The following is a 23,540-nucleotide window of genomic DNA, read 5'->3' on the forward strand; positions in this document are numbered from 1 at the left end:
ATTGTGTGGCCATCATCTTGCTTCGGAAAGGATGCGATACGGTTTGATTGCGGCGAATCCGACGGATTTGGAAGTGTATTTGTTTCATGAAGGCAGCTTGTATAAAAGCTACGAACTGTTTGGCGCCCATGTGATCGATGAGGGCGGAAGAGCCGCCACTCGCTTTTGCGTCTGGGCGCCGCACGCGCGCGATGTGCGCCTGGTCGGCAGCTTCAACGGCTGGGACGGGACGAAATTCCGCCTCACCAAAGTGAACGATGAAGGAGTATGGACGATCGTTGTCCCGGAAAACTTGGAAGGGCATTTATACAAGTATGAGATCGTCACGCCGGATGGACGTGTGTTGTTGAAAGCAGACCCGTACGCCTTTTACTCCGAATTGCGTCCTCATACCGCCTCGATTGTCTACGATCTGCAAGGATACCAGTGGAACGATCAGTCTTGGCAGCGGAAGAAGCGGCGGAAGCGGATTTATGAGCAACCGATGGTCATTTATGAGCTCCATTTCGGTTCGTGGAAGAAAAAGGATGGCCATGTTTATACGTACCGCGAGATGGCCGATGAACTCATTCCGTATGTGCTCGAGCATGGGTTTACGCATATCGAGCTGCTTCCGCTTGTTGAGCACCCGCTCGACCGTTCGTGGGGCTATCAAGGGACCGGGTATTACGCGGCGACGAGCCGTTATGGCACCCCGCACGATCTCATGCATTTCATCGACCGCTGCCATCAAGCGGGACTTGGGGTCATCGTCGATTGGGTGCCGGGGCATTTTTGCAAGGACGCCCACGGGCTGTACATGTTTGACGGCGCCCCGACGTATGAATATGCGAACGAAAAAGACCGCGAAAATTACGTCTGGGGGACGGCCAATTTTGACTTGGGCAAGCCGGAAGTGCGCAGCTTTCTCATCTCCAATGCGTTGTTTTGGCTTGAGTATTACCACGTCGATGGATTCCGCGTCGATGCGGTCGCGAACATGCTGTATTGGCCGAACAACGACCGGTTGTATGAAAATCCGTATGCGGTCGAGTTTTTGCGCAAGTTAAACGAGACGGTGTTTGCCCACGACCCGAACGTGCTCATGATTGCCGAAGACTCGACCGACTGGCCGCGGGTGACGGCGCCGACGTATGAAGGGGGGCTTGGCTTTAACTACAAGTGGAACATGGGCTGGATGAACGACATGTTGAAGTACATGGAAACGCCGCCGCATGAGCGGAAGCATGTGCACAACCAGGTGACGTTTTCCCTCCTTTATACGTATTCAGAAAATTTCATTTTGCCGTTTTCCCACGATGAAGTCGTGCACGGCAAAAAGTCGCTGCTCAACAAAATGCCGGGGGCGTATGACGAGAAGTTCGCCCAGCTGCGGCTGCTGTACGGCTACATGATGGCCCATCCCGGGAAAAAGCTGTTGTTTATGGGCAACGAATTTGCCCAATTTGACGAATGGAAGTTTGAAGAAGAGCTCGATTGGGTGTTGTTCGACTTTGACTTGCACCGGAAGATGAACGAGTATATGAAACAGCTCATCGCCTGCTATAAGCGGTATAAGCCGTTTTACGAACTCGACCATGACCCGCAAGGATTTGAATGGATTGACGTCCATAATGCCGAACAAAGCATTTTCTCGTTCATCCGCCGCGGGAAAAAAGACGATGACGTGTTGATCATTGTTTGCAATTTCACAAATCAGGCGTATGATGACTACAAAGTCGGCGTGCCGCTTTTCACGCCGTATCGGGAAGTGCTGAACAGCGATGCGGTGGACTTTGGCGGATTAGGGCATGTCAATTCGAAGCGGCTTCCGGCGTTCAATGAACCGTTTCACGGAAAGCCGTACCATGTGCGCATGACGATTCCGCCATTTGGCATTTCAGTGTTACGGCCAGTGCAAAAACGAGGGGAGAGAAAGCAAAATGAAGAAGACGTGCATCGCCATGTTATTGGCCGGCGGGCAAGGAAGCCGGCTTCGCTCGCTGACGAAAAACATCGCGAAACCGGCCGTGCCGTTCGGCGGGAAGTATCGGATCATTGATTTTACGTTGAGCAACTGCACGAATTCCGGCATCGATACGGTCGGGGTGCTGACGCAATACCAGCCGCTCCTTCTTCACTCGTACATCGGCATCGGAAGCGCGTGGGATTTGGACCGGCGAAACGGCGGGGTCACCGTCCTGCCGCCGTATTCCGTCTCGTCCGGCGTGAAATGGTATGAAGGGACCGCGAACGCGATTTATCAAAATATGAATTATATCGAACAGTACGACCCGGACTACGTGCTCGTGCTGTCCGGCGACCATATTTACAAAATGGACTACCAGCACATGCTTGACTATCATATCGCCAAGCGGGCCGATGTGACGATTTCCGTCATTGAAGTGCCATGGGATGAAGCGAGCCGGTTTGGCATTATGAATATGGATGAGGAGATGAAAATTGTCGAGTTTGCCGAAAAACCGGCGGAGCCGAAGAGCAATTTGGCGTCGATGGGCATTTATATTTTCAATTGGCCGCTGTTGAAACAATACTTGAAAATCGACAACGCTGACCCGCATTCGTCGCACGATTTCGGCAAAGACATCATTCCGCTTCTGCTCCGTGAGAACAAGCGGCTGTTTGCCTATCCGTTTCAAGGCTATTGGAAAGATGTCGGCACGGTAAAAAGTTTGTGGGAAGCGAACATGGACTTGCTGGATGAAGACAATGAGCTCGACTTGTTCGACCGCTCATGGCGCATTTATTCTGTCAACCCGAACCAGCCGCCGCAATACATCGCGCCGGAGGCGGAAGTGGCCGATTCGCTTGTGAATGAAGGATGCGTTGTCGAAGGGACGGTCGAGCGCTCGGTGCTGTTTCAAGGTGTCCGCATCGGCAAAGGAGCGGTCGTGAAAGAAGCGGTCATTATGCCGGGGGCGGAAGTCAGCGCAGGAGCATATGTCGAACGGGCGATCGTCACGCCGGATTGCGTCATCCCGCCGCATGCCTCGATTGGCCCGGACGAGGACGGCGAGGTGGTGCTCGTGACCGCCGAATGGCTTGCACAATGGAATCATGAGGAAACCGCGAGGAAGGATGAAGCGTGATGAACAACAAGACGATGTTAGGCGTCATTGATGCCACGATGTATATGGAGGCGCTCTCCCCGCTTATTGAGCAGCGGTCGATCGCCGCCGTGCCGTTTGCCGGCCGGTATCGGCTCATTGACTTTGTGCTCTCGAGCATGGTCAACTCCGGCATCGAAAGTGTCGCGATTTTCCCGAAATATCAATACCGGTCGCTCATGGACCATTTGGGATCAGGGAAAAATTGGGATTTAAACCGGAAGCGGGATGGGCTGTTTTTCTTCCCGTCGCCGGATTTATTGTTTTCCGGCGAGCGCCGGGTCGGGGCGTTCGCCCACTTTGAGCAGCACATCGACTATTTTTTGCGAAGCCGGCAAAAATATGCGGTCATCGCGAACGGCTATACGGTGTGCAACATCGACTTTGCGGCGGTGCTCGAGCGTCATATCGAGCGCGGCTGCGACGTGACGGAAATTCGTCACCGCGGACGGCCGCTTGAGATGTATTTTTTGGAAACGTCGCTGCTGCTTGACTTGATCGCCGATTACAAACACCGCGGTTACTATAGCATTGTCGATATCGTCCGCGATTACCACCATTCGCTGACGATTTGCGATTATGAATATACGGGATATGCGGCGGTCATCGATTCGGTCGAACAATATTTCCGTTCGAGCATGGAACTGTTGAACCGGAACGTCTGGGAACAGCTCTTCCCCCCGGAGCGGCCGATCTATACGAAAGTGAAAGACGAGCCGCCGACGAAATACGGGCGGGAAGGGAACGTGAAGCGCTCGATGATTGCCAACGGCTGCGTGATCGAAGGGACGGTCGAAAACAGCGTCTTGTTTCGCTCCGTCAAAATCGGCAAAGGAGCGGTCGTGAAAAACAGCATTATTATGCAAAAATGCCAAATCGGCGACGGCTGTGTCCTTGATGGCGTCATTATCGATAAAGACGCCAAGGTCGAACCGGGCGTTGTTTTAAAAGGAACAGCGGAACAGCCGTTTATCGTCCGCAAAGGAACGGTGCAAGGTGAGGTGATCAGCCGATGAACGTGCTCTTTGCCGTTTCCGAATGCGCTCCGTTCGCCAAATCGGGTGGACTGGCCGATGTCGCCGGCGCGCTGCCGAAAGAGCTGCGCCGGCTCGGCGTTGATGCCCGCGTGATGTTGCCGAAATATGAAACGATCGCCCCTGAATGGAAAGAGAAGATGAACAAAGTGGCGGAGTTCATCGTGCCGGTCGGGTGGCGCCGCCAATATGTCGGCGTGGAAGAGCTCGAGCACGACGGGGTCATCTATTACTTCATCGACAATGAATATTACTTCAAACGGCCGCAGCTGTACGGCCATTATGACGATGGCGAGCGGTTTTCCTATTTTTGCCAGGCTGTGCTCGAGGCGCTGCCGGAAATCCCATTTCAGCCCGATGTCCTCCACTGCCATGACTGGCACACGGGCATGGTGCCGTTTTTGCTGCGGGAACAATACCGGCATGATCCGTTTTACGCCGATATGCGCACCGTCTTTACGATTCACAACTTGCAGTTTCAAGGGCTGTTTCCGCGCGGCATTTTAGAAGATTTATTGAATTTGGATGACCGCTATTTCACCGTCGACCATCTTGAGTTTTACGGCAGCGTCAGCTTTATGAAAGGGGCGCTTGTCGCGTCCGATTTGATCACAACGGTGAGCCCGACGTACAAAGAGGAGATTCAAACCGCCTATTACGGCGAGCGGTTGGACGGCTTGCTGCGGGCGCGGCGCGACGATTTGCGCGGCATTTTAAACGGCATTGACGACGAGTTTTACAATCCGGAAACCGATCCGTTTTTGGCGGCGACGTATGACGTACATACGCGGGAGCGAAAACAGCGCAACAAGCGCGCCTTGCAGCGGCAGTTTGGCCTCCCGGAGCGGGACGATGTGCCGGTCGTGGCGATGGTGACAAGAATGACGGCGCAAAAGGGGCTCGATTTGGTGACGTGCGTCTTTCATGACCTCATGCAGGAAAACATGCAGCTCGTCGCGCTCGGCACCGGGGATTGGCGGTTTGAACAGTTTTTCTCGCAAATGGCGGCGGCGTATCCCGACAAGGTCGGAGTGTATATCGGTTTTCATGAACCGCTCGCCCACCAAATCTACGCCGGGGCCGATCTGTTTTTAATGCCGTCGCTGTTTGAGCCGTGCGGACTAAGCCAAATGATCGCCCTAAGGTATGGCACGATCCCGATCGTCCGGGAGACCGGGGGACTAAACGATACGGTGCAGTCATACAATGAGATAACAGGAGAAGGGAATGGATTCAGTTTTACCAATTTTAACGCCCATGACATGCTGTATACGATCCGTCGGGCACTGTCGTTTTACCGCCGGCCATCCGTTTGGGGACGGCTCGTAGAGCGGGCGATGCGCGGCGATTACAGCTGGCGCCGGTCGGCAAGAGAATACAAACAGGCCTATGCACAGCTGATCAAAAAGGAGGAACAAACGTTTGTTTGCGGATAAAGAAACGTTTAAACGCGCGTTTGTGACAAAGCTCGAAACGTTGTGCGGCAAACAGTTCGAGGAGTCGACGACGCGCGACCATTACTATGTGCTCGGCCATATGGTGCGTGAGCATATCAGCCGTCATTGGATCGCGACAAATGAGCGCAATCGGGCGCAAAGGCGGAAGCAAGTGTATTATTTGTCGATTGAGTTTTTATTGGGCCGCCTGCTCGGCAGCAACTTGTTAAACCTCGGTGTCCGTCCGGTCGTCGAGGAAGGGCTGCGCGAGCTCGGCATCCGGCTTGAAGACGTCGAGGAATGCGAGGCGGACGCCGGGCTTGGCAACGGCGGGCTTGGGCGGCTTGCCGCCTGTTTTTTGGATTCGCTTGCGACATTGAATTTGCCGGGGCACGGACAAGGCATCCGCTACAAACACGGGCTGTTTGACCAAAAGATTGTCGACGGCTATCAAGTTGAACTGCCGGAGCAATGGCTGCGCCACGGAAACGTGTGGGAAGTCCGCAAAGAAGAGCTGGCGGTCGAAGTCCGGTTTTGGGGACGGGTGGAGGTGTCGGAGCAAAACGGCCGCCTTCTGTTCCGCCATGTTGACAGCGAAAACGTGATGGCGGTGCCGTACGATATGCCGGTTGTCGGCTACGGAACGGACACGGTCAATACGCTCCGGCTTTGGAGCGCCGAACCGGCGAAGACGTTCCCGCTTCATAAAGATGTCATGCAATACAAACGGGAAACGGAAGCCATTTCCGAATTTTTATACCCGGACGATACACATGACGAGGGAAAAATTTTGCGGCTCAAGCAGCAATATTTTCTCGTCGCCGCCAGCCTCGGCAGCATCGTCCAAGCCCATCGCCGCCAACACGGGGATTTGCGCCGGCTTCATGAGTATGTCGCCATTCATGTCAATGACACGCACCCGGTGCTCGCCATCCCGGAATTGATGCGCATTTTGCTCGATGAAGAAGGGATGAGCTGGGAAGAGGCGTGGCACATTACAACCCATACGGTCGCGTATACGAACCATACGACGTTGTCAGAAGCGCTCGAGAAATGGCCGATCCACTTGTTCCGGCCGCTCTTGCCGCGCATTTATATGATCGTCGAGGAGATCAACGAACGGTTTTGCCGCGAGCTGTGGGAACGCTACCCCGGCGATTGGGGGCGGATTGAACAAATGGCCATCATCGCCCACGGGATGGTGAAAATGGCGCATCTCGCCATCGCCGGCAGCCATAGCGTCAACGGGGTGGCAAAGCTGCATACCGACATTTTGAAACAGCGGGAAATGCGCCTGTTTTATGAATGGGCGCCGCATAAATTTAACAATAAAACGAACGGCGTGACGCACCGGCGTTGGCTGTTAAAAGCCAACCCCGAGCTGTCGGCGTTGATTACGGACACGATCGGCCCGCGCTGGATTCATGAGCCGGAAATGCTGATGGAGCTGGCGCCGCATGCTTCCGATCCGGCGTTTCAAGGGGCGCTCGCCGCCGTGAAGCGGCAGCGCAAAGCGAAGCTCGCCGCCCGCATTTACGAAAAGACGGGCATTCTTGTAGATGAATCATCGATTTTCGACGTGCAAGTGAAGCGGCTGCACGCCTACAAACGGCAGCTGTTGAACGTGCTGCACATCATGCATTTGTACAATCGGCTGAAAGAGGATTCGCACTTCTCGATTTACCCGCACACGTTTATCTTCGGGGCGAAAGCGTCGCCGGGCTACTATTACGCCAAGCGGATCATTAAGCTCATCCATGCGGTCGCCGAGAAGGTGAACAACGATAAACGAGTCCATGACCAGCTGAAAGTCATTTTTTTGGAAAACTACCGCGTGTCGCTCGCCGAAGAGATCATCCCGGCCGCCGATGTGAGCGAGCAAATTTCCACCGCCAGCAAAGAAGCATCCGGCACCGGCAATATGAAGTTTATGATGAACGGGGCCCTTACGCTCGGCACCCTTGATGGGGCGAACGTTGAAATCGCCGAGGCGGTCGGGAACGAAAACATGTTTTTGTTCGGGCTGACGGCCGAGGAAGTGCTCAACTACTATGAGCACGGCGGCTACCGGGCGCATGAATATTACCATCACGACAAGCGGATCAAGCAAGTCGTCGACCAGCTTGTCAACGGCTTTTTCCCGGATGCCGGCGATTACTTTGAACCGATTTACGATTCGCTTTTGACGCAAAACGATGAATATTTTGTGCTGCGCGACTTTGCCGCCTACGCCGAAGCGCACGAACGGGTGGAAGACGCCTATCGCGATCCGGCGCGCTGGTGGCGGATGAGCGCCGTCAACATCGCCCACTCCGGCTACTTTGCCAGCGACCGGACGATCGCCGAGTATGCGGTGGACATTTGGGGCATTTCGCCGTCGATGTAAAGCCCGGCGGCGAACAGGCGGCCCTAAAGACGAGTGCGGCCGCTTTGAATCATCTCGGCGGCGGAAACGACCGGCCGCCCGTCATCACGAATTCGGCTTTGGCATGATGAATCGTTCCCGGCCGAACCGGTTGGAACGATCGATTCCATCGTCGCCAAACGCGGGCTTAGGACGGTTTCTTGTGCGGAGGCAAAACGGCGGCCAAGGAGCGGCGGCTTGCAAGGGAAGAGGTCGGATGTATGACCGTCGCCGGGCCGCAGCGGAAACGGCATGAACAAAACGGGGCGTCCTGTTGGAACGCCCCGTTTCGCGTTGGCGGAACAGCCGACGTTCTGCCCGAACGCCCCGTTTCGCGTTGGCGGAACCGGCCGGCATTCTGCCCGAGCGGCCCGTTTCGCGTTGGCGGAACAGCCGGCATTCTGCCCGAGCGGCCCGTTTCGCGTTGGCGGAACAGCCGGCATTCTGCCCGAGCGCCCCGTTTTGCGTTGGCGGAACAGCCGGCATTCTGCCCGAACGCCCCGTTTTGCGTTGGCGGAACAGCCGGCATTCTGCCCGAACGCCCCGTTTCGTTTCGTGTGAACCGACAGGCATTCTGCCCGAACGCCTGATTTCGTTTCAGCCGTCGCCATCTAGCCAATCGCCGATGCCGCCAAGGATGCTGCCTTCGCCGACCGATCGTCCGCCGCCGCCCGGAGCGGCGGCGAGCACGCGGTCAGCGAGCCGGCTGAACGGGAGCGACTGCACCCACACCGCCCCGGGGCCGGTGACGGTCGCCAAAAACAGCCCTTCGCCGCCGAAAAAGGCGGTTTTGATGTTGCCGACGTATTCGATGTCGTAGTCGACGTCTTTCGTCATGGCGACAAGACAGCCGGTGTCAATGCGCAGCTTTTCCCCCGGCTGCAGTTCGCGGCGGTGGATCGTCCCGCCGGCGTGCAAAAAGGCGAGCCCGTCGCCTTCCAACTTTTGCATAATAAACCCTTCGCCGCCGAAAAAGCCGGCGCCGAGCTTGCGTTGAAATTCGATGCCGACGGAAACCCCTTTGGCGGCGCATAAAAACGAGTCCTTTTGGCAGATGAGCTTCCCGCCCAGTTGGCTCAAATCGACCGGGATAATTTTTCCCGGATACGGGGCGGCAAAGGCGACGCGGCGCTTGTCGCTTCCTTGGTTTGTGAACACGGTCATAAACAAACTTTCCCCGGTGAGCAGCCGTTTCCCGGCGCCGACGAGGCGGCCGAGCAGCCCTCTTCCAGCCGAGGAGCCGTCGCCGAACACCGTCTCCATGGTAATGCCGTCATCCATCATCATCATGCCGCCTGCTTCCGCAATGACGCTTTCGCGCGGGTCGAGTTCAATCTCGACAAACTGCATGTCATCGCCGTACAGCTGGTAATCAATTTCGTGTGCGTTCATCGTTTCGCCTCCGTCCAAGATTTCACAACATTCCGTTATGTACTACGGAACACGTCCTTGTGCCGTTTCAAAAATCATGGAAAACGATGCGTTCGTTCAAAAAACATTGGAAAACGATGTGTTCATTGTGTTGGAAGCGGCATCGGAACACGCGTCCTTGCCAGTTCAAACGCTCGTTCGTTCAAAAGCCGTCCTGCTTCCCTTTGCCGGTTTTCGAGCCGCCCTTGGAACCGGCGGCGCCCCTGTTGTCCATCCGCCCTTGGACCGCATGCGTGTTTGCTTTCCCCCGTCTTTCATGGGCGCCTTTTTCGGAAACGCCCCTTCCCCGTTTCAAAAAGGCCATCACACGGATGGCCTTGTTTACGGATTGCGTTCTCCGAAGCTTTGTTGGGTCGGGCGTTCATCGTAGCGGCGGTGGCTTCCTTTTACCGTATACGGGTCTTTTTCATACGCCGGCAAGTCACCGATGTTGGACATGATGCCCTCATCATCTAAGATGTTTTCGAGCCATTCGTGCTTCCGCGTCGGGTAGACGTGCACATCGTTCCCATACAAGTCGACCGCCGCGAAATTTTCCAAGTCTTCAACATAGCCGACGTTCTCTTCCGATTCAGCGTACACTTCCCCGTAATAGTCAACATTTTTGCCAAGATCGGAAGGTGTGTCCGATGAGCCGTAGCGGGCGACTTCCTGCCAGGCGTCCTCGGCGTCATAGGCGACCGATTCGTCGCGGTCGTCAAAATCGAATTTGCCAAACGGCGGCATGAGCACCCCTTCTTCGAGTGGACGTTTTTGCGAAACGGTTTGGTCCGGGCTGTGTTCCCGGCAATAAAGCGTCGTCGGCAGCGCCTCGAGCCGCTCGTACGGAATCGGCTGGCCGCATGTGCGGCAAATCCCGTACGTGCCTTCGTCAATGGCTTTAAGCGCCCGTTCAATCTCGTGAAATTCGCGCTCCGTATGGTCATCCAACGCCAAATCTTTTTCCCGCTCATACAGTTCGGTCGCCTCATCGGCGGGGTGGTTGTCGTAACTGGCCAGTTCGCCGACCCCATCATGGGCGTGGCTGCGCGTCATGCCGAAATGGTCGTTTTGTGTCAGCCGTTCTTCAATGTCCCGCTTCATCTCGAGCAATGTGGAGCGGAAGGCGGCGAGTTGTTCGTTCGTCAACATCGGTTGCAACCCCTTCCTTGCAGCGTCTGTCTTGCATGTATTCGAACTTGAAAATGTTTGGAGCCTTTCAAACAGAGGGATCGTTTCCCCCTTCCGTCGGCGGCGAATGGTTCGCCGCAGGAGTCTATATGGTGTAGTATGGGCGAAAATCAAAAAAAAAACACGGCCGTTTCGACCGTGTTTACAGCCATTGGCCGACAAGCAAGCCGATGGCGAGCAAAAAGCCAAACTGTGTATTCGTTTGGGCGGTTGCTTTCATCGCCGGCATCATCTCGGCCGGTTTCGTTTTGCCGATAAATCCGCGCGCCGCTGCCACCGCTTTTGGCGCGCTCAGCAGGGCAAGCAGCGTCCAAAACGGCACGGTGCCAAACAAAACGAGCGCCACAATCCAAAGAAACGAGACGGCAAACATCATGGCGAGCACGCGAATCGCCCAGCCGCGCCCGACTAAAATGGCGAGCGTTTTTCTTCCTTTTTCACGGTCGCCGTCGAGATCGCGGATATTATTGGCGAGCAAAATGGCGCCGACTAAAATGGCGACCGGAACCGCCACCAATGCCGCTTTCGCGCTCACATGGCCCGTTTGGACGAAAAATGAAATCAGGATGATCATAAATCCCATGAAAAACCCGGCGGCAAGCTCGCCGAACGGCGTGTAGGCGATCGGAACGGGCCCGCCGGTGTAAAAGTAGCCGGCCGCCATACAAACGATCCCGATGACCGCAAGCCACCAGCTGCTTTGCATGCAAATGTAAACGCCGATCAGCATCGCCGCCCCAAAACAGCCGAACGCCAGCGCCAACACGGTTCTCGGTTCGAGGCCATCGCGGACGATGGCGCCGCCGATGCCGACCGATTCCGGCGAATCGAGGCCGCGCTTGTAGTCGTAATATTCGTTAAACATGTTCGTCGCAGCCTGAATGAGCAGCGAAGCGACCAACATCGCCGCAAAGAGCGAGAAGCGGACCGCCGTTTCGCCAAGCGCCAACACTGTGCCGACGCATACCGGCACAAACGCCGCCGTCAGCGTATGCGGCCGTGTCAGCCGCCAAAAGACGCGCCAGTCGCGGCGGGCCGGCGGCCGATGGTCGATATGTGTAGATGGTTGCATGTCTATTTCCCCTTAATTTCATGAAAATATAGTTCATTTACGTTCAAAATAAGTGTAGGAAAACGTTTAAAGTGTGTCAACCCTTTCCGATAGATAAATGATTTCCTATTATATATAATGAAAAGTAGGGGAGGGAGAAGGAATCTTACGAAAGAAAGCGTGAGGGTCGTGGCGATTGTATTTCAACATAAAATCCAACAACAACTGCAAAGGCTGGCGGCGAGTGCCGCGCGGCCGTTTGTCAGCTGGACGGAACCGTTGGAAGACATCGATCCGGTTTCTTTTTTTATGCAAGGGCCGGCTTGCGGATTTCGGGAGCGGTTTTTTTGGTCTGACCGGAGCGGCGGCACCATTCTGGTCGGCCTTGGCTCGGCCTATGCAGTGGAAACAGAGGAAAAAGGCGGGCGGTTTCATTATGTCGAGCAAGAGCGCCAACGATGGGCCGGACAAGTCGAACGGCACGGTGAAGCCGATATGCCGCCGCTGCTGTTTGGCGGGTTTTCTTTTGACCCGCATCGGCCGCGCACATCCGTATGGCGCGGCTTTCCGGCCGGAAAATTGATCGCGCCGGTCGTGCTTCTCTCGGTCAGAAACGGGCGGGCGCAGCTGACGGTCACGCTGCCAGCCGGCGGCGGAGAACGGGAAATAGAGCGGATCGGGCGGCTGCTTGGACGGGTCGGGGAGCCGGCGCCGTTTTCGGCGGCGCTTCCGGCGCTCGTCGCGGATGAAGAGGAAGAAAAAGAGCGGTGGCTCGCCGCGGTGCGAGAAGCGATCACCTCGATTCGCGCCGGCGCGCTGGATAAAGTAGTCCTCGCCCGCGCCCGGCGGTTGAGGTTCAGCGGAAAAATGGACGCCGCTTTTGTGCTGACGCGGCTTCGCGAGCAGCAGCCGTTTGCGTACCTTTTTGCGTTTGAACAAGATGGCCGCTGTTTTATTGGCGCTTCGCCGGAGCAGCTTGTTCAAAAAGAAGGGGAAGCGTGCCGCTCGGTTTGCCTGGCCGGTTCCGCGCGCCGCGGGAGAACCGCCGGGGAAGATGAGCAGCTTGGCGCCTGGCTGCAAGCCGATTCGAAAAACCGCGAGGAGCATCAATTCGTCGTGCACATGATCCGCCGCTTGTTTTCGTCCGTTTGTGAGACGGTGGAGATGCCGGACGGGCCGCAGCTTCTCAAGCTGCCGCATATCCAACATTTGTGCACACCGGTTGTCGGCCGCGGCTGCCGGGAGCCATCGGTGCTGCACCTCGTGGAAATGATGCACCCGACGCCGGCGCTCGGCGGGACGCCGCGCGAACGGGCGATGGAAGCGATCCGCGCTCTTGAGCCGCTTGACCGCGGGTGGTACGCCGCCCCGATCGGCTGGGTGGACGGCGACGGCAACGGGGAATGGGCGGTCGCGATCCGTTCCGGCCTGCTTGACGGGGACAAGGCGACGCTTTTTGCCGGCTGCGGCATTGTCGCGCACTCGAGTCCGGAAAGCGAGTACGAGGAGACGAACGTGAAAATGGCCCCGATGTTATCAGCCTTAGGAGTGATGAACGATGACTGACGCGCTGTCATGTTATGTGGCCGCTTTTGTCGACGGGCTTGTGCAAGCGGGGGTGACAGAAGCCGTCATCAGCCCTGGCTCGCGTTCAACGCCGCTCGCGATGGCCATGGCAAAGCATCGCGGCCTCCGTTTTTCCGTCCACATCGATGAGCGGTCGGCCGCGTTTTTTGCCCTTGGCATGGCGAAAGCGAAACAGCGGCCGGTCGCGTTAGTGTGCACGTCAGGCACGGCGGCGGCCAATTATTTGCCGGCGGTTGTCGAGGCGCACTATTCGCGTGTGCCGCTTGTCGTGCTGACGGCCGACCGGCCGCACGAACTGCGCGATATGGGCGCGCCGCAGGCGATTGACCAATTGCACTTATACGGCCGCTACGCAAAATGGTTTGTCGATTTAGCGCTCCCGGAAGAGACGGATCAGATGCTTGGCTATGCGCAGGCGATGGCGGCAAGAGCGGCCGGGGTGGCTGCCGCCGCGCCGGCCGGGCCGGTGCATGTCAACTTGCCGTTTCGCGAGCCGCTTGTCCCGGAAATCAACGATGACGTCTGGGAACACGTGCGGGCGCTTAGACGGGCGCCGCGCGTTGTGAACGGCCGGCCGACGGTTTCCGATGAAAGCGCGGCCGCCCTTTATGAAGAGCTGGCCGCAGCCAAACGGGGGCTGATTGTGTGCGGACCGCTTGACCAGCCCGGCTTTGCCGAAGCGGTCACCGCGCTTGCGCGGGCGCTTGATTTTCCAATTTTGGCTGATCCGCTGTCACAGCTGCGCGCCGGTTCGCATGACAAAACATATGTGATCGACAGCTATGACGCCATTTTAAAAGACGAAGCGATCGCGTCCAAGCTCGTGCCCGATGTCGTGCTCCGGTTTGGCGCCATGCCGGTGTCCAAGCCGCTCCTGTTATGGCTGAAGCGGCATCGCTCGATCCGCCAAATCGTCGTCGATGACGGCGGCTGGCTCGACCCGACGCTGTCGGCTGCTTCCATTGTTCAAAGCGATGAAACGGCGCTGTGCCGGCAACTGCTTGACACCGCCGAGCCGAAGCGAAAGGAGAGCGCCTGGTCGATGACATGGCGCGAGATCAACGACATCGCCCGCACGTTGCTGCGGCAGCACTTGCCAAAAGACGAATGGTTTGAAGGAACCGTGTTCGTCGAACTGGCGGAATTGCTGCCGCCGGGTGCATCGTTGTTTGTTGGCAACAGCATGCCGATCCGCGATGCGGATACGTTTTTCTGGTCGACGGACAAGCCGCTTCGCGTTCTCGCCAACCGCGGCGCCAACGGCATTGACGGCGTCGTCTCAAGCGCGTTGGGCGCTAGCACTGCGGCCCGTCCGCTCGTGCTTGTCATCGGTGATTTGTCGTTTTACCATGACTTAAACGGCTTGTTGGCGGCCAAGATGCACGGGCTGCAGGCGACGATCGTATTGCTGAACAATAACGGCGGCGGCATTTTCTCCTTTTTGCCGCAGGCGCGCCATGAAGGGCCGTTTGAGACGCTGTTTGGCACGCCGACCGATTTGTCGTTTTCCCATGCGGTCGAGATGTACGGCGGCCGTTATGCGGCACCGCGCACATGGGATGAATTTCGCCGCTGTGTCGTCGAATCGCTCGACAAAGGCGGACTGAATGTCATCGAAGTGCGCACGTCGCGCGCGGAAAATGTCCAAATGCATCGTTTTTTGTGGGAACGTGTTTCCCAGGAAATCGCAGCAGTTCTCGAACAAAAAGGAACGGAAGAACGATGGAAGTGAATGGGATTCGTTACCATGTGAAACAATATGGGGAAGGGGAGCCGCTCTTATTGCTGCACGGGTTTACCGGCAGCGCGGACACATGGGCGCCGCTCGTTCCGTCTTGGCCGGAGTTCCGTCTGATCGCGGTTGATTTGCCCGGGCACGGGCGGACAGAAGCGCCAAAGAGTGCGGATCGGTATCGGATGGAGCAGGCGGCGGCCGACTTGGCGGCGCTTCTTGATAACGTGGGCATCGAAAAGGCGAACGTGCTCGGCTATTCGATGGGCGGGCGGCTCGCCTTGAGCTTTGCTATATGGCATCCGCACCGCGTCCGCCGCTTAGTGCTTGAGAGCAGTTCGCCGGGGCTGAAGACGGAAGCGGAGCGGCGCGCCCGGCGGGAAGCGGATGAGGCGCTTGCGCAGCGGATCGAGCGGGATGGCGTCCGCGCCTTTGTCGATGATTGGGAGCAGCTTCCACTTTTTGCGACGCAAAAGCGGCTCCCGAAGCCGGTGCGGGAGGCCATTCGCCGCGAGCGGCTTCGCCATACGGAACAAGGACTGGCCAACAGCTTGCGCGGGATGGGGACCGGCATGCAGCCGTCATGGTGGGAGCGGCTTGGCGAACTGGCCATGCCTGTGCTTCTTTTGTGCGGGAAGCACGATGATAAATTTTGCCGCATCGCTGCCGATATGCATGCACGGCTGGCAAACAGCGAGCTTGTCTGTGTCGAAGACGCCGGACATGCAATTCATGTGGAACAACCCGGCATTTTTGCTAAAATAGTAAGTGAATTCATTAAAAAGGGGGAAGTGTAAATGCCGTTTGAATGGGTGAAAGAGTACGATTATGAGGATATTATTTACGAAACGTACAACGGCATCGCCAAAATTACGATCAACCGCCCGGAAGTACATAATGCGTTTCGTCCGAAAACGGTAACGGAAATGATTGATGCGTTCGCGCGGGCGCGCGACGATTCGAACATCGGCGTCATCATTTTGACCGGTGCAGGCGGCAAGGCGTTTTGCTCGGGCGGGGATCAAAAAGTGCGCGGCCATGGCGGTTATGTCGGCGAAGACGAAATTCCGCGCCTCAACGTGCTCGATTTGCAGCGGCTCATCCGCGTCATCCCGAAGCCGGTCATCGCGATGGTCGCCGGCTACGCCATCGGCGGCGGCCATGTGCTCCATGTCGTCTGCGACTTGACGATTGCGGCCGACAACGCCATCTTCGGCCAAACGGGGCCGAAAGTCGGCAGCTTTGACGGCGGTTACGGCGCCGGCTATTTGGCGCGCATCGTCGGCCATAAAAAGGCGCGGGAAATTTGGTATTTGTGCCGCCAGTACAACGCCCAAGAAGCGCTCGAGATGGGGCTTGTGAACAAAGTCGTGCCGCTTGAACAGCTCGAGGAAGAAACGGTCAAATGGGCGCAGGAAATTTTGGAGAAAAGCCCGACCGCCATTCGCTTCTTAAAAGCGGCGTTCAACGCCGATTCCGACGGCTTGGCCGGCATTCAGCAGCTCGCCGGCGATGCGACGCTTCTTTTCTATACGACGGAAGAAGCGAAAGAAGGAATGCGGGCGTTTAAGGAAAAACGGAAGCCGGATTTCGGCCAGTTCCCGCGTTTTCCGTGAGAACGGAAAAGCAGCTTGATGCCGCATCAAGCTGCTTTTTCGCATCTTGCCGCCGGCGGGGCGAACCTCCGCGCCGTGTTTGCACCGCCGGAACGGGGGCGTTTCCGTGGCGGATGGCGTTTTTTGCCGGGAACGGCGACCGACCTAAGGAACGCCGTGCCGCCCGTTGGGGACGGCGGCGCCGCGCGTGATGGGCCGGCACGCCAAACGGCCGAAAGGAGGGGAATGCATGACCAAAATGCCAAACTGGCTGAAGCAGCGGGCGTTTTTAACCCCGGAGCGGACGGCCGTTCGTGACGGGGAGCGGACAAAAACGTTTGCCGAACTGTACGAAGCGTCGGCGTCATGGGCGCGCCGCCTCGCCGCAGCGGGCGTTCGGGAAGGCGACATCGTGGCCGTTTTGATGAAAAACCGCATCGAGATGATTGAAATCGTCCATGCCTTGTTTTTGCTCGGCGCCCGCGCCTTGCTGCAAAACGTGCGCCTCACGCCCTACGAGCTTGGCTGGCAGCTCGATGACAGCGGCGCGTGTTTGGTGATCGCTGATGATGGCTTGGCTGACCGCTTCGGCGGCGACGGACGGGTGGTGACGATAGGCGCGCTTGCGGCGCTTTTGGAAGCGGACGTTCCGCTCAAGGAAACGGTCGAGTTGGACGAGACGGCGACGATCATGTACACATCGGGAACGACCGGCACCCCGAAAGGCGTGCTGCAAACGTACGGCAACCATTGGTGGAGCGCGGTCGGCTCGGCGCTCAATCTCGGGTTGCACGAAGGCGACTGCTGGCTTGCGGCCGTGCCGCTGTTTCACATCAGCGGCCTGTCGATCGCCATGCGCAGCGTCATTTACGGCATGCCGATGTACATTCAGCCGTCATTTGACCCGAAGGAAGCGAACGGCTTGATTATAAGCGGACAGGTGACGATCATGTCGGTCGTGGCCGCCATGCTGCAACGGATGGTGGCCGAGCTCGGGGAAGCGCGCTATCCGGATACGTTCCGCTGCATGCTGCTTGGCGGCGGGCCGGCGCCGCAGCCGCTGCTTGAGGCGTGCAAGGAAAAAGGCATTCCGGTATACCAGACGTACGGGATGACGGAAACGTCGTCGCAAATCGTGACGTTGGCGCCTGAATACAGCCTGACGAAACTCGGCTCCGCCGGCAAGCCGCTTTTTCCGGCCGAGCTATGCATCATGCAAGACGGAAAACAAGCCGCGCCGTATGAAGCCGGGGAAATTGTCGTCAAAGGGCCGAACGTGACGAAAGGATACTTGCACCGCCCCGAGGCGACGGAGCGGGCGCTCCGCGACGGTTGGTTTTACACCGGCGACATTGGGTATGTCGATGAGGAGGGGTTTTTGTACGTGCTCGACCGCCGCTCCGATCTCATCATTTCCGGCGGGGAGAACGTCTACCCTGCTGAAATTGAAGCGGTGCTGTTGTCACATCCCGATGTCGAAGAAGCCGGGGTGACCGGTGTGGAAGATGAAACGTGGGGGCAAGTGCCGTATGCGTTTGTAAAACGAAAGCAAGGAGCGGCGGCCGATGAGGACGAACTAAAGCAATTTTGCCGCCAGCGGCTCGCCAAATACAAAGTGCCGGCGCGCATTTATTTCATCGACGCACTGCCGCGCAATGCGGCGCAAAAACTGTTGCGCCGCGAGCTGAAAACGTTGATCCCGGAAGCGGAAAAGCGAGCGTCCCGCCTTTAAGCGGGGCGCTCGCTTCATCTTGATGCCTGCCTTAACCATCATCGTCCATCAATCCGAGTTCAGCCGCCCGGTAGGCGACAAGCCGCTCAATATCGGGCGGCAACTGCTCGAATGAACCAAACTCGTACTGCCATAAATTCGTGAAGGAATCAATGCAGACCGGGTAGGACGCCGGACGGGCCCGCTTGATTTCCTCTTTGAACGCCTTAATGAGGCTGGCGCGCTTGTCCATCGTCATCCCCCTCTAACGATGTAAGCGCCGCCCGGTCAGCCGGGCAGCGCTTGATTCGCTGAACCGTTATGCTTCATCAGCAGGAACAAACGTTTTGCAGTCCGTTTCTGACGAATCGGACGCCATGTTCCCGGCATGGCTGACGACGTAAATCGCATCAGCGTTGCAGCGATTCCCATCCGCCCAATAATGGCAGTTGCGCACTTCGCAAAGAACGTCTTTTGCCATTGGTCATCCCCCTTATCATGATGAAATCCCCTGCACCAATAGTTTGCCGGTTAGGACGAAATTTATAAGCGGACGTGCGAAAGACAGGTGAACGGCCGCCGCCTCGTTCCCGTTCAGTCAGAAGCAAGGCTTCTTTCAGAAATCTGTTAAATGAAAATATATATCATTATCATTGACATAGAGAATCATTCTCAATTAAAATAAAGGCAGAGAGAAATGATGAAGGAGGATGGCGGTATGGCATCGCTGCTTGTTGTAGGTGCGGATCATTTAGGCAACATAACCGATAAATTGGCGAATTCCGGGTTTCGTGAGATCATTCATCTGAACGGGCGGAAGGTGAATATGGTGAAGCGTGACATTCCGGAACATGTGGCCGCCGTCTTGGTGATGATCGATTACATTAACCATAACTTGGCGAAAAAGGTGAAAGAGAAAGCGAAAAGCAAAGACAAGCCCATTTATTTTGTCAAGCGGTCGTGGAGTTCCATTTATGCTGTACTTGAACAGTTGGAAAAACATGCATAAAAGGGGGGCCAATATGAGTGTCGCCTGTCATCCTGCCTTGCCCGCCTGGCCGTGTGCGGTCGGTCTGTTTCTTCGCCGCGTGGTCGAGGCGTATTGCGAAACCGCCCCGCCGCTTCGCTCCGCTTTTTCGCTGTTGAAGGCGATTGAGCGGCACCGCCCGCTTCTGCTTCGGGCCGCGTTCCCATCCCCGCTTCATTACGGCCTTGTGTTGGCGAAGGTGACCGACCATTTGCTCGAGTTTTTTGGGCCGGAGGAACGGGAGGACACCCCGCTGCTGTTGGCTGACGGAAAAGAACGGGAAGATGCGCGGTTGTATATCGTCTACCGCGACCGCGTCCGCGTCCTGCTCTGGCGGGAAGAAGAGGACGAAATCCGGCGCTGCAAGGAAGACGTGCCGCCTTTATGCCGGGAGGCGGTCGGATTTTGCCCACATGAACTGGAATGCTGTTTTTTATGGACGGGCGGCCGCCGCATTGAATGGATTTCTGCTTGAACGGATGCGGGAGGAGGGCGGCGGAAAATCGTTATGTTGATGAGCGGGGAACGTGTTTGCTGGCAAAAGCAATTGTTTAGGCTGCCACGGGGGCGAATATTTCACCGACAGCGTCAAAGCCATCGGGCCGGACGGAAACTTGACGACCGCCAACACCGCCTATTTGCATGACATCGGCACGGCCAACCCGAAAGACCGCGCTTCCAAAGGCGACGCCCGCGCCCATTTTGCCAACCCGCGGACGCCGAAGCAATGGGATACGCCCACCTTGCGCGGCGTGTGGGCGACGGCGCCGTATTTGCATGACGGCAGCGCGCACACGATCGAAGAGGCGATTCGGCGGCACGAGACGAAGGAAGTGCAAACGTTGACGCCGGGGGAAATCGCCGCGATCGCCGCCTACGTGCGGTCTCTCGAGTAGCAGCGGCCGGGGGAAAGAAAAAAAGATGTCCGCCTGATGCCGGGCGGACATCTTTTTATCGACTCTTTGCGGTTTTATCGTCATAAATGTCCCATTTTTTAATATTATATTTATAAGCAAGGAAGGTTATGGGCTGTCTTTTTTCCCGCTGTCGGGGGGCTGCTGCGAGGCCAATGGCACATCCTGACGGCCGGCTTTGTTGTCGCGGTTCAAATCGGCCGACGTCATAGGCGGCCCGTTGGCCGGAGCAGCAGCGTTGTTTGGCTGTTTTGGTTTAAGCACAAAGGTAAACAGAAGCAGTCCGATGATAAGCAACAGAGCGACGCCATCGAAAATGAAGAAGGCGGTTTGATAATTCGACCAAAGAATTTTGCTTTGCCCGCTTTTTTGTTGGCTGTCGGTAATGAACCGTTTAATTTCCGAATGGCCCGGATAGAGGCGTTCGACCGCTTCAAATTTGGCCAGGGCATCTTTATAATAGCCGCCCCAATAGAGCGTCAATCCTTCCCGGAAGAAGGTGTCCGTCGCCCCTTGCCCTTGGTCGGCGCCGGCTTGCTTGACAAATTCTTTGACCGTATTGACCGGAACGGCAAAGTTGAACCCTTGCACTTCTTGGCCGTTGACGGTGTCGCCGCGGAAGGTGAGCAAACCGATGATTTCCCCGCGTTCGTTGATGACCGGTCCCCCGCTGTTTCCATGGGTGGCGGCGGCGTCAAGTTGGATGACTGGGCTTCCTTGTTCGGTCTTTTTCGAGGTCGCCGAGACGTGGCCGGCGTTCATCGAAGAGACTAAAGAGGAATCGGGAGAAAGGTAATCGGATTCCGCAGCTGCGGGATAGCCGATGACCCAAATGTCGTCTTGGTTTTGGACGTTGTCCGAATTGCCAAGCGGCAGCGTCGGCAAGTTTTTGCCCTCAACTTTCAACACCGCTACGTCCTTCCCTTGGTTGACCGGGGCTCCGTAGCTTTTGATTTCCCCGTCGAGCACATCCCCGCCAGGCAACATGACTTTCAGGCCGCGCGTCACTTTTGTGTAAAACGTATACTCGATCATGTAATCGTAGGCAAGGTCAAAATCGACGCCAAAGTATTCGGCCACCCCGGCCACCAGTTGCTCGAAAGCGGCGTTGGCAATATCGATTTCTTCAGCTTTTGAATACTCGACGACATGGGCGTTCGTGACAATGTAGCCGTTGGAACTAATGATCGCCCCTGAGCCGGATGCGCCAATCACCGTCTGGTAATCAAGCTGCTCTAGGTATGCCTCGACATCCGGATCATAGTTGGCAAATTCCCACTCGACAATCGCATAATCGACGATGCGGACGACGGCCGGCTTCGTGTACTCGGCCAGCTTTTGTGCTCTTGAGATATGGGACGTGTCCGGTTTGGTGTTCAGCAAAAAGAAGGAAGCGGCGATGCATACGGCCAAAATAATGGTGATCGGGAGCGTGATCATCGCTCGTTTGCGCACATATTCCACCCCGTTTTTTAGAAATTTTTAAAACAATGGTACATTATATTCGCCCTCCGTCTTTTGGAGCACCAACAGAAAAAAATAAAGTGTTGGCAAAAAATGCGACAAAAAAAAGCCCCGCCTTGGCAGCGGGGACAAGGGAGGCTAACGGAGCGCCTGTTGGATCGTCTTTAGATTTTCTTCCATCAAATTGAAGTAATCGCGGCCCTGTTTTTTGTCGTCATCGGTCAGCGTTTCAAGATTGTGCAAATACAGCGCTTTGGCGCCGATTTCGCGCTGAACCGTTTCGGCGATTTTCGCCGGTGTGTTGCGTTCAAAGAGAACGTAGCGGATGTCGTGGCGTTTCGCCAAATCGATGAGCGCGGCCAGCTCTTTTTGCGACGGCTCGTTCGTCGGCGACAGCCCGGAGACGCTCAGCTGATGGAGGCCGTAGCGGTCTTCCCAATAGCCGTAGGCGGCGTGGGCGACGAGCATCTCTTTTTTGGGCGCTTTTTCGATGACGGAACGGAACTGCCCGTCAAGGCGCTCGAGTTTGGCCTTTAACGCCGCAAAGTTTTGATTGAACCGTTCCTTTTTTTCAGGGTTCAGTTCAACGAGCAAGTCGCGGATGTTCTCGGCGACTGCAATCGAGCGGATCGGGTCGAGCCAGACGTGCGGGTCTTTGTCTCCATGGTCATGCCCATGTTCTTCCCCGTGTTCGTCTTGGTGCTCTTCCTCATGCCCCTCTTCGTGGTTTGATTCAAGCAATTCGATGCCGTTTGTGGCCGCAAGAAATTGGACATGCTCATTTTTTAATGTTTCCTTCAGCTTTTCGGCGAACGGCTCCATCCCGTGGCCGATGTAAAGGAACGCATCCGCCCCGGCGATTTGCTCGATCGTTTTCGTCGTCGGTTCAAACGTATGGGCTTCCGCGCCGGGCGGATAAATGCTTTTCACGTCAACGAGATCGCCGCCGATCTTTTTCGTGAAGTCTTCCAACGGATAGACGGTCGTGTAAATCGTCAGGCGATCATTTGATGTCCCGGTTTTGTTTGCCTCCGGTTTCGATTGACAACCATATAGCAAGGCGCTGGCCGCTAAAAGCAAGGATAGAAAGATGGACGCAGCTCTCATGGTCGACTCCTTTCTGGAATGAAGATGGGCGCTTTTATTATATCGTAATCATTACGATTTGAAAACGATGAATAACAACTTTTTAGGATGAAGGAAGAAGAGAAGGGAACGGATTCGGGAACCGCGTCCAATCTTCCTTCATCTCTTCATCCGTCAGCAAACATTCGTCGAGCGAGCGCTCGATGTCATCGGCGTTCATATCGATGCCGATCAACACAAGTTCGGTCAAGCGGTCGCCATAGGTGTCATCCCACTTTTCTCCCCATGTTTCCTCTTCTTGCAACAGCTGTTGAATGTCCTCTTCCGGATAGGAAGCCATCCATCGTCCTGCTGCTTGGATGGAGATCGATGTCCCTGCCTGGGATAGGAGAATGCCCCAGTCGTTCCAAGGGGCAAGCCAAACAAAGCCTTTCGCGCGCACCACTTCAACCGGCCAGTTTTCCAGCCAGTTCATCAGCCGTTCGGGATGAAACGGCCGCTTTCGGCGGTAGACGAAGGAAGCGATGCCGTATTGTTCCGTTTCAGGCGTATGCTCTTCATTTAGTTCTTTGATCCAGCCGGCTGATTGGCTTGCTTTTTCAAAATCGAATAAATGCGTGTGTGACATACTCCCACCACCTACGCTTCGCTTAGAGGTGGGGGCTTCTCGGGTAATCCCATCTCATGATGGGAAGTTGACCGAGCGATCCCCGTGTGCCCCACGGTTCGAGGACAAGTTAGACTATCGCTAATCGTTTCATGCCCTCATGTTTGATATTGATGGCCGCATT

The 23,540-nt window shown here is 56.3% G+C and carries 20 protein-coding genes and 2 pseudogenes; 13 read left to right on the top strand and 9 right to left on the bottom strand.

The genetic code is table 11. The annotated features are described in order from the left end of the window. Positions 1–31: 31 nt before the first annotated feature. Genes glgB through ACTVDO_RS15395 form a run of 5 tightly spaced genes read left to right on the top strand, consistent with a single transcriptional unit; the run spans position 32 to position 7,963 of the window. Positions 32–2,041: a 1,4-alpha-glucan branching enzyme gene (gene glgB, locus ACTVDO_RS15375; protein WP_020961018.1), complete on the top strand. Its 2,010-nt coding sequence runs from the start codon at positions 32–34 to the stop codon at positions 2,039–2,041. Next, on the top strand, positions 1,923–3,089 hold the full coding sequence (locus ACTVDO_RS15380; RefSeq protein ID WP_442901809.1) for a glucose-1-phosphate adenylyltransferase: 1,167 nt from the start codon (positions 1,923–1,925) through the stop codon (positions 3,087–3,089). The genes glgB and ACTVDO_RS15380 overlap by 119 nt, the downstream gene beginning before the upstream one ends. Beyond that, entirely contained in the window at positions 3,089–4,123 is a 1,035-nt protein-coding gene (locus ACTVDO_RS15385) for a sugar phosphate nucleotidyltransferase (protein ID WP_442901810.1), read from the top strand. Before ACTVDO_RS15380 ends, ACTVDO_RS15385 begins: the two co-directional genes overlap by 1 nt. Beyond that, positions 4,120–5,577 carry a glycogen synthase GlgA gene (gene glgA, locus ACTVDO_RS15390; protein WP_020961015.1) on the top strand — a complete coding sequence of 486 codons (1,458 nt, stop codon included), beginning with the start codon at positions 4,120–4,122 and terminating at the stop codon, positions 5,575–5,577. The genes ACTVDO_RS15385 and glgA overlap by 4 nt, the downstream gene beginning before the upstream one ends. Continuing rightward, the gene (locus ACTVDO_RS15395) at positions 5,564–7,963 is read left to right on the top strand and encodes a glycogen/starch/alpha-glucan phosphorylase (RefSeq protein ID WP_020961014.1); all 2,400 of its coding nucleotides are present in this window, start codon (positions 5,564–5,566) and stop codon (positions 7,961–7,963) included. Before glgA ends, ACTVDO_RS15395 begins: the two co-directional genes overlap by 14 nt. A 23-nt stretch (positions 7,964–7,986) precedes the next feature. On the opposite strand, the gene ACTVDO_RS15400 is transcribed toward ACTVDO_RS15395, so the two are convergent. The 4 genes from ACTVDO_RS15400 to ACTVDO_RS15415 all read right to left on the bottom strand — a co-directional run bounded on the left by ACTVDO_RS15400 (position 7,987) and on the right by ACTVDO_RS15415 (position 11,654). Next, a complete protein-coding gene (locus ACTVDO_RS15400; protein WP_442901811.1) occupies positions 7,987–8,592 on the bottom strand; it encodes a hypothetical protein in 606 nt (201 codons plus the stop codon). Next, positions 8,579–9,373 carry a TIGR00266 family protein gene (locus ACTVDO_RS15405; protein ID WP_442901812.1) on the bottom strand — a complete coding sequence of 265 codons (795 nt, stop codon included), beginning with the start codon at positions 9,371–9,373 and terminating at the stop codon, positions 8,579–8,581. Before ACTVDO_RS15405 ends, ACTVDO_RS15400 begins: the two co-directional genes overlap by 14 nt. Before the next feature lie 360 nt (positions 9,374–9,733). Further along, a complete protein-coding gene (locus ACTVDO_RS15410; protein ID WP_020961010.1) occupies positions 9,734–10,543 on the bottom strand; it encodes a yteA family sporulation protein in 810 nt (269 codons plus the stop codon). Between the two features lie 181 nt (positions 10,544–10,724). Continuing rightward, positions 10,725–11,654, bottom strand: coding sequence for a 1,4-dihydroxy-2-naphthoate polyprenyltransferase (locus ACTVDO_RS15415; protein ID WP_442901813.1), 930 nt, complete (start codon positions 11,652–11,654; stop codon positions 10,725–10,727). Positions 11,655–11,822: 168 nt separating this feature from the next. Here ACTVDO_RS15415 and ACTVDO_RS15420 point away from each other — a divergent pair, with 168 nt between their 5' ends. The 5 genes from ACTVDO_RS15420 to ACTVDO_RS15440 all read left to right on the top strand — a co-directional run bounded on the left by ACTVDO_RS15420 (position 11,823) and on the right by ACTVDO_RS15440 (position 18,279). Then, positions 11,823–13,199 (top strand): isochorismate synthase, encoded by a 1,377-nt coding sequence (locus ACTVDO_RS15420; protein ID WP_442901814.1) that lies wholly within the window; start codon positions 11,823–11,825, stop codon positions 13,197–13,199. Then, positions 13,192–14,952, top strand: coding sequence for a 2-succinyl-5-enolpyruvyl-6-hydroxy-3-cyclohexene-1-carboxylic-acid synthase (gene menD / locus ACTVDO_RS15425; RefSeq protein WP_442901815.1), 1,761 nt, complete (start codon positions 13,192–13,194; stop codon positions 14,950–14,952). The genes ACTVDO_RS15420 and menD overlap by 8 nt, the downstream gene beginning before the upstream one ends. Continuing rightward, positions 14,943–15,749: a 2-succinyl-6-hydroxy-2,4-cyclohexadiene-1-carboxylate synthase gene (gene menH, locus ACTVDO_RS15430; protein WP_020961006.1), complete on the top strand. Its 807-nt coding sequence runs from the start codon at positions 14,943–14,945 to the stop codon at positions 15,747–15,749. The genes menD and menH overlap by 10 nt, the downstream gene beginning before the upstream one ends. Continuing rightward, positions 15,750–16,568: a 1,4-dihydroxy-2-naphthoyl-CoA synthase gene (menB, locus tag ACTVDO_RS15435; RefSeq protein WP_442901816.1), complete on the top strand. Its 819-nt coding sequence runs from the start codon at positions 15,750–15,752 to the stop codon at positions 16,566–16,568. Between the two features lie 229 nt (positions 16,569–16,797). Then, positions 16,798–18,279 carry an o-succinylbenzoate--CoA ligase gene (locus ACTVDO_RS15440; protein ID WP_442901817.1) on the top strand — a complete coding sequence of 494 codons (1,482 nt, stop codon included), beginning with the start codon at positions 16,798–16,800 and terminating at the stop codon, positions 18,277–18,279. Between the two features lie 31 nt (positions 18,280–18,310). Here the strand turns inward: ACTVDO_RS15440 and ACTVDO_RS15445 are convergent, their stop codons facing one another. Together ACTVDO_RS15445 and ACTVDO_RS15450 are read right to left on the bottom strand one after the other, a co-directional pair. Next, positions 18,311–18,511, bottom strand: coding sequence for a hypothetical protein (locus tag ACTVDO_RS15445; RefSeq protein ID WP_020961003.1), 201 nt, complete (start codon positions 18,509–18,511; stop codon positions 18,311–18,313). Positions 18,512–18,577: 66 nt separating this feature from the next. After that, a complete protein-coding gene (locus ACTVDO_RS15450) occupies positions 18,578–18,739 on the bottom strand; it encodes a DUF1540 domain-containing protein (protein WP_020961002.1) in 162 nt (53 codons plus the stop codon). A gap of 237 nt (positions 18,740–18,976) precedes the next feature. Between ACTVDO_RS15450 and ACTVDO_RS15455 the strand changes: the two genes are divergently transcribed. The 3 genes and pseudogenes from ACTVDO_RS15455 to ACTVDO_RS15465 form a co-directional block, all read left to right on the top strand. After that, the gene (locus ACTVDO_RS15455) at positions 18,977–19,267 is read left to right on the top strand and encodes a DUF2325 domain-containing protein (RefSeq protein WP_020961001.1); all 291 of its coding nucleotides are present in this window, start codon (positions 18,977–18,979) and stop codon (positions 19,265–19,267) included. A 13-nt stretch (positions 19,268–19,280) separates the two neighbouring features. After that, positions 19,281–19,760, top strand: coding sequence for a hypothetical protein (locus ACTVDO_RS15460; RefSeq protein ID WP_442901818.1), 480 nt, complete (start codon positions 19,281–19,283; stop codon positions 19,758–19,760). Positions 19,761–19,812: 52 nt separating this feature from the next. Beyond that, a pseudogene (locus ACTVDO_RS15465) lies at positions 19,813–20,181 on the top strand (cytochrome c peroxidase); the annotation flags it as partial. 126 nt (positions 20,182–20,307) lie between these two features. On the opposite strand, the gene ACTVDO_RS15470 reads toward ACTVDO_RS15465, so the two are convergent. The 3 genes and pseudogenes from ACTVDO_RS15470 to ACTVDO_RS15480 form a co-directional block, all read right to left on the bottom strand. Then, entirely contained in the window at positions 20,308–21,654 is a 1,347-nt protein-coding gene (locus ACTVDO_RS15470) for a S1C family serine protease (RefSeq protein ID WP_442901819.1), read from the bottom strand. A 147-nt stretch (positions 21,655–21,801) separates the two neighbouring features. Next, positions 21,802–22,770 (bottom strand): metal ABC transporter substrate-binding protein, encoded by a 969-nt coding sequence (locus ACTVDO_RS15475; protein WP_020960997.1) that lies wholly within the window; start codon positions 22,768–22,770, stop codon positions 21,802–21,804. An 82-nt stretch (positions 22,771–22,852) separates the two neighbouring features. Beyond that, positions 22,853–23,380: pseudogene (locus ACTVDO_RS15480) on the bottom strand (CobW family GTP-binding protein); the annotation flags it as partial. Between the last annotated feature and the right edge of the window lie 160 nt (positions 23,381–23,540).

This window comes from Geobacillus sp. BK01, assembly GCF_052220245.1.
Classification (GTDB): Bacteria; Bacillota; Bacilli; order Bacillales; family Anoxybacillaceae; genus Geobacillus.

Excerpts from the sequence above, each read along its gene's own strand:
- ACTVDO_RS15400 (WP_442901811.1), bottom strand. The coding sequence starts at position 8,592 with ATGGCGACGGCTGAAACGAAATCAGGCGTTCGGGCAGAATGCCTGTCG.
- ACTVDO_RS15460 (WP_442901818.1), top strand. The coding sequence starts at position 19,281 with ATGAGTGTCGCCTGTCATCCTGCCTTGCCCGCCTGGCCGTGTGCGGTC.
- glgA (WP_020961015.1), top strand. The coding sequence starts at position 4,120 with ATGAACGTGCTCTTTGCCGTTTCCGAATGCGCTCCGTTCGCCAAATCG.
- menH (WP_020961006.1), top strand. The coding sequence starts at position 14,943 with ATGGAAGTGAATGGGATTCGTTACCATGTGAAACAATATGGGGAAGGG.
- ACTVDO_RS15410 (WP_020961010.1), bottom strand. The coding sequence starts at position 10,543 with ATGTTGACGAACGAACAACTCGCCGCCTTCCGCTCCACATTGCTCGAG.
- ACTVDO_RS15475 (WP_020960997.1), bottom strand. The coding sequence starts at position 22,770 with ATGAGAGCTGCGTCCATCTTTCTATCCTTGCTTTTAGCGGCCAGCGCC.
- ACTVDO_RS15455 (WP_020961001.1), top strand. The coding sequence starts at position 18,977 with ATGGCATCGCTGCTTGTTGTAGGTGCGGATCATTTAGGCAACATAACC.
- ACTVDO_RS15440 (WP_442901817.1), top strand. The coding sequence starts at position 16,798 with ATGACCAAAATGCCAAACTGGCTGAAGCAGCGGGCGTTTTTAACCCCG.
- ACTVDO_RS15380 (WP_442901809.1), top strand. The coding sequence starts at position 1,923 with ATGAAGAAGACGTGCATCGCCATGTTATTGGCCGGCGGGCAAGGAAGC.
- ACTVDO_RS15445 (WP_020961003.1), bottom strand. The coding sequence starts at position 18,511 with ATGGACAAGCGCGCCAGCCTCATTAAGGCGTTCAAAGAGGAAATCAAG.
- ACTVDO_RS15385 (WP_442901810.1), top strand. The coding sequence starts at position 3,089 with ATGAACAACAAGACGATGTTAGGCGTCATTGATGCCACGATGTATATG.
- menB (WP_442901816.1), top strand. The coding sequence starts at position 15,750 with ATGCCGTTTGAATGGGTGAAAGAGTACGATTATGAGGATATTATTTAC.
- ACTVDO_RS15450 (WP_020961002.1), bottom strand. The coding sequence starts at position 18,739 with ATGGCAAAAGACGTTCTTTGCGAAGTGCGCAACTGCCATTATTGGGCG.
- glgB (WP_020961018.1), top strand. The coding sequence starts at position 32 with ATGCGATACGGTTTGATTGCGGCGAATCCGACGGATTTGGAAGTGTAT.
- ACTVDO_RS15415 (WP_442901813.1), bottom strand. The coding sequence starts at position 11,654 with ATGCAACCATCTACACATATCGACCATCGGCCGCCGGCCCGCCGCGAC.
- ACTVDO_RS15405 (WP_442901812.1), bottom strand. The coding sequence starts at position 9,373 with ATGAACGCACACGAAATTGATTACCAGCTGTACGGCGATGACATGCAG.
- menD (WP_442901815.1), top strand. The coding sequence starts at position 13,192 with ATGACTGACGCGCTGTCATGTTATGTGGCCGCTTTTGTCGACGGGCTT.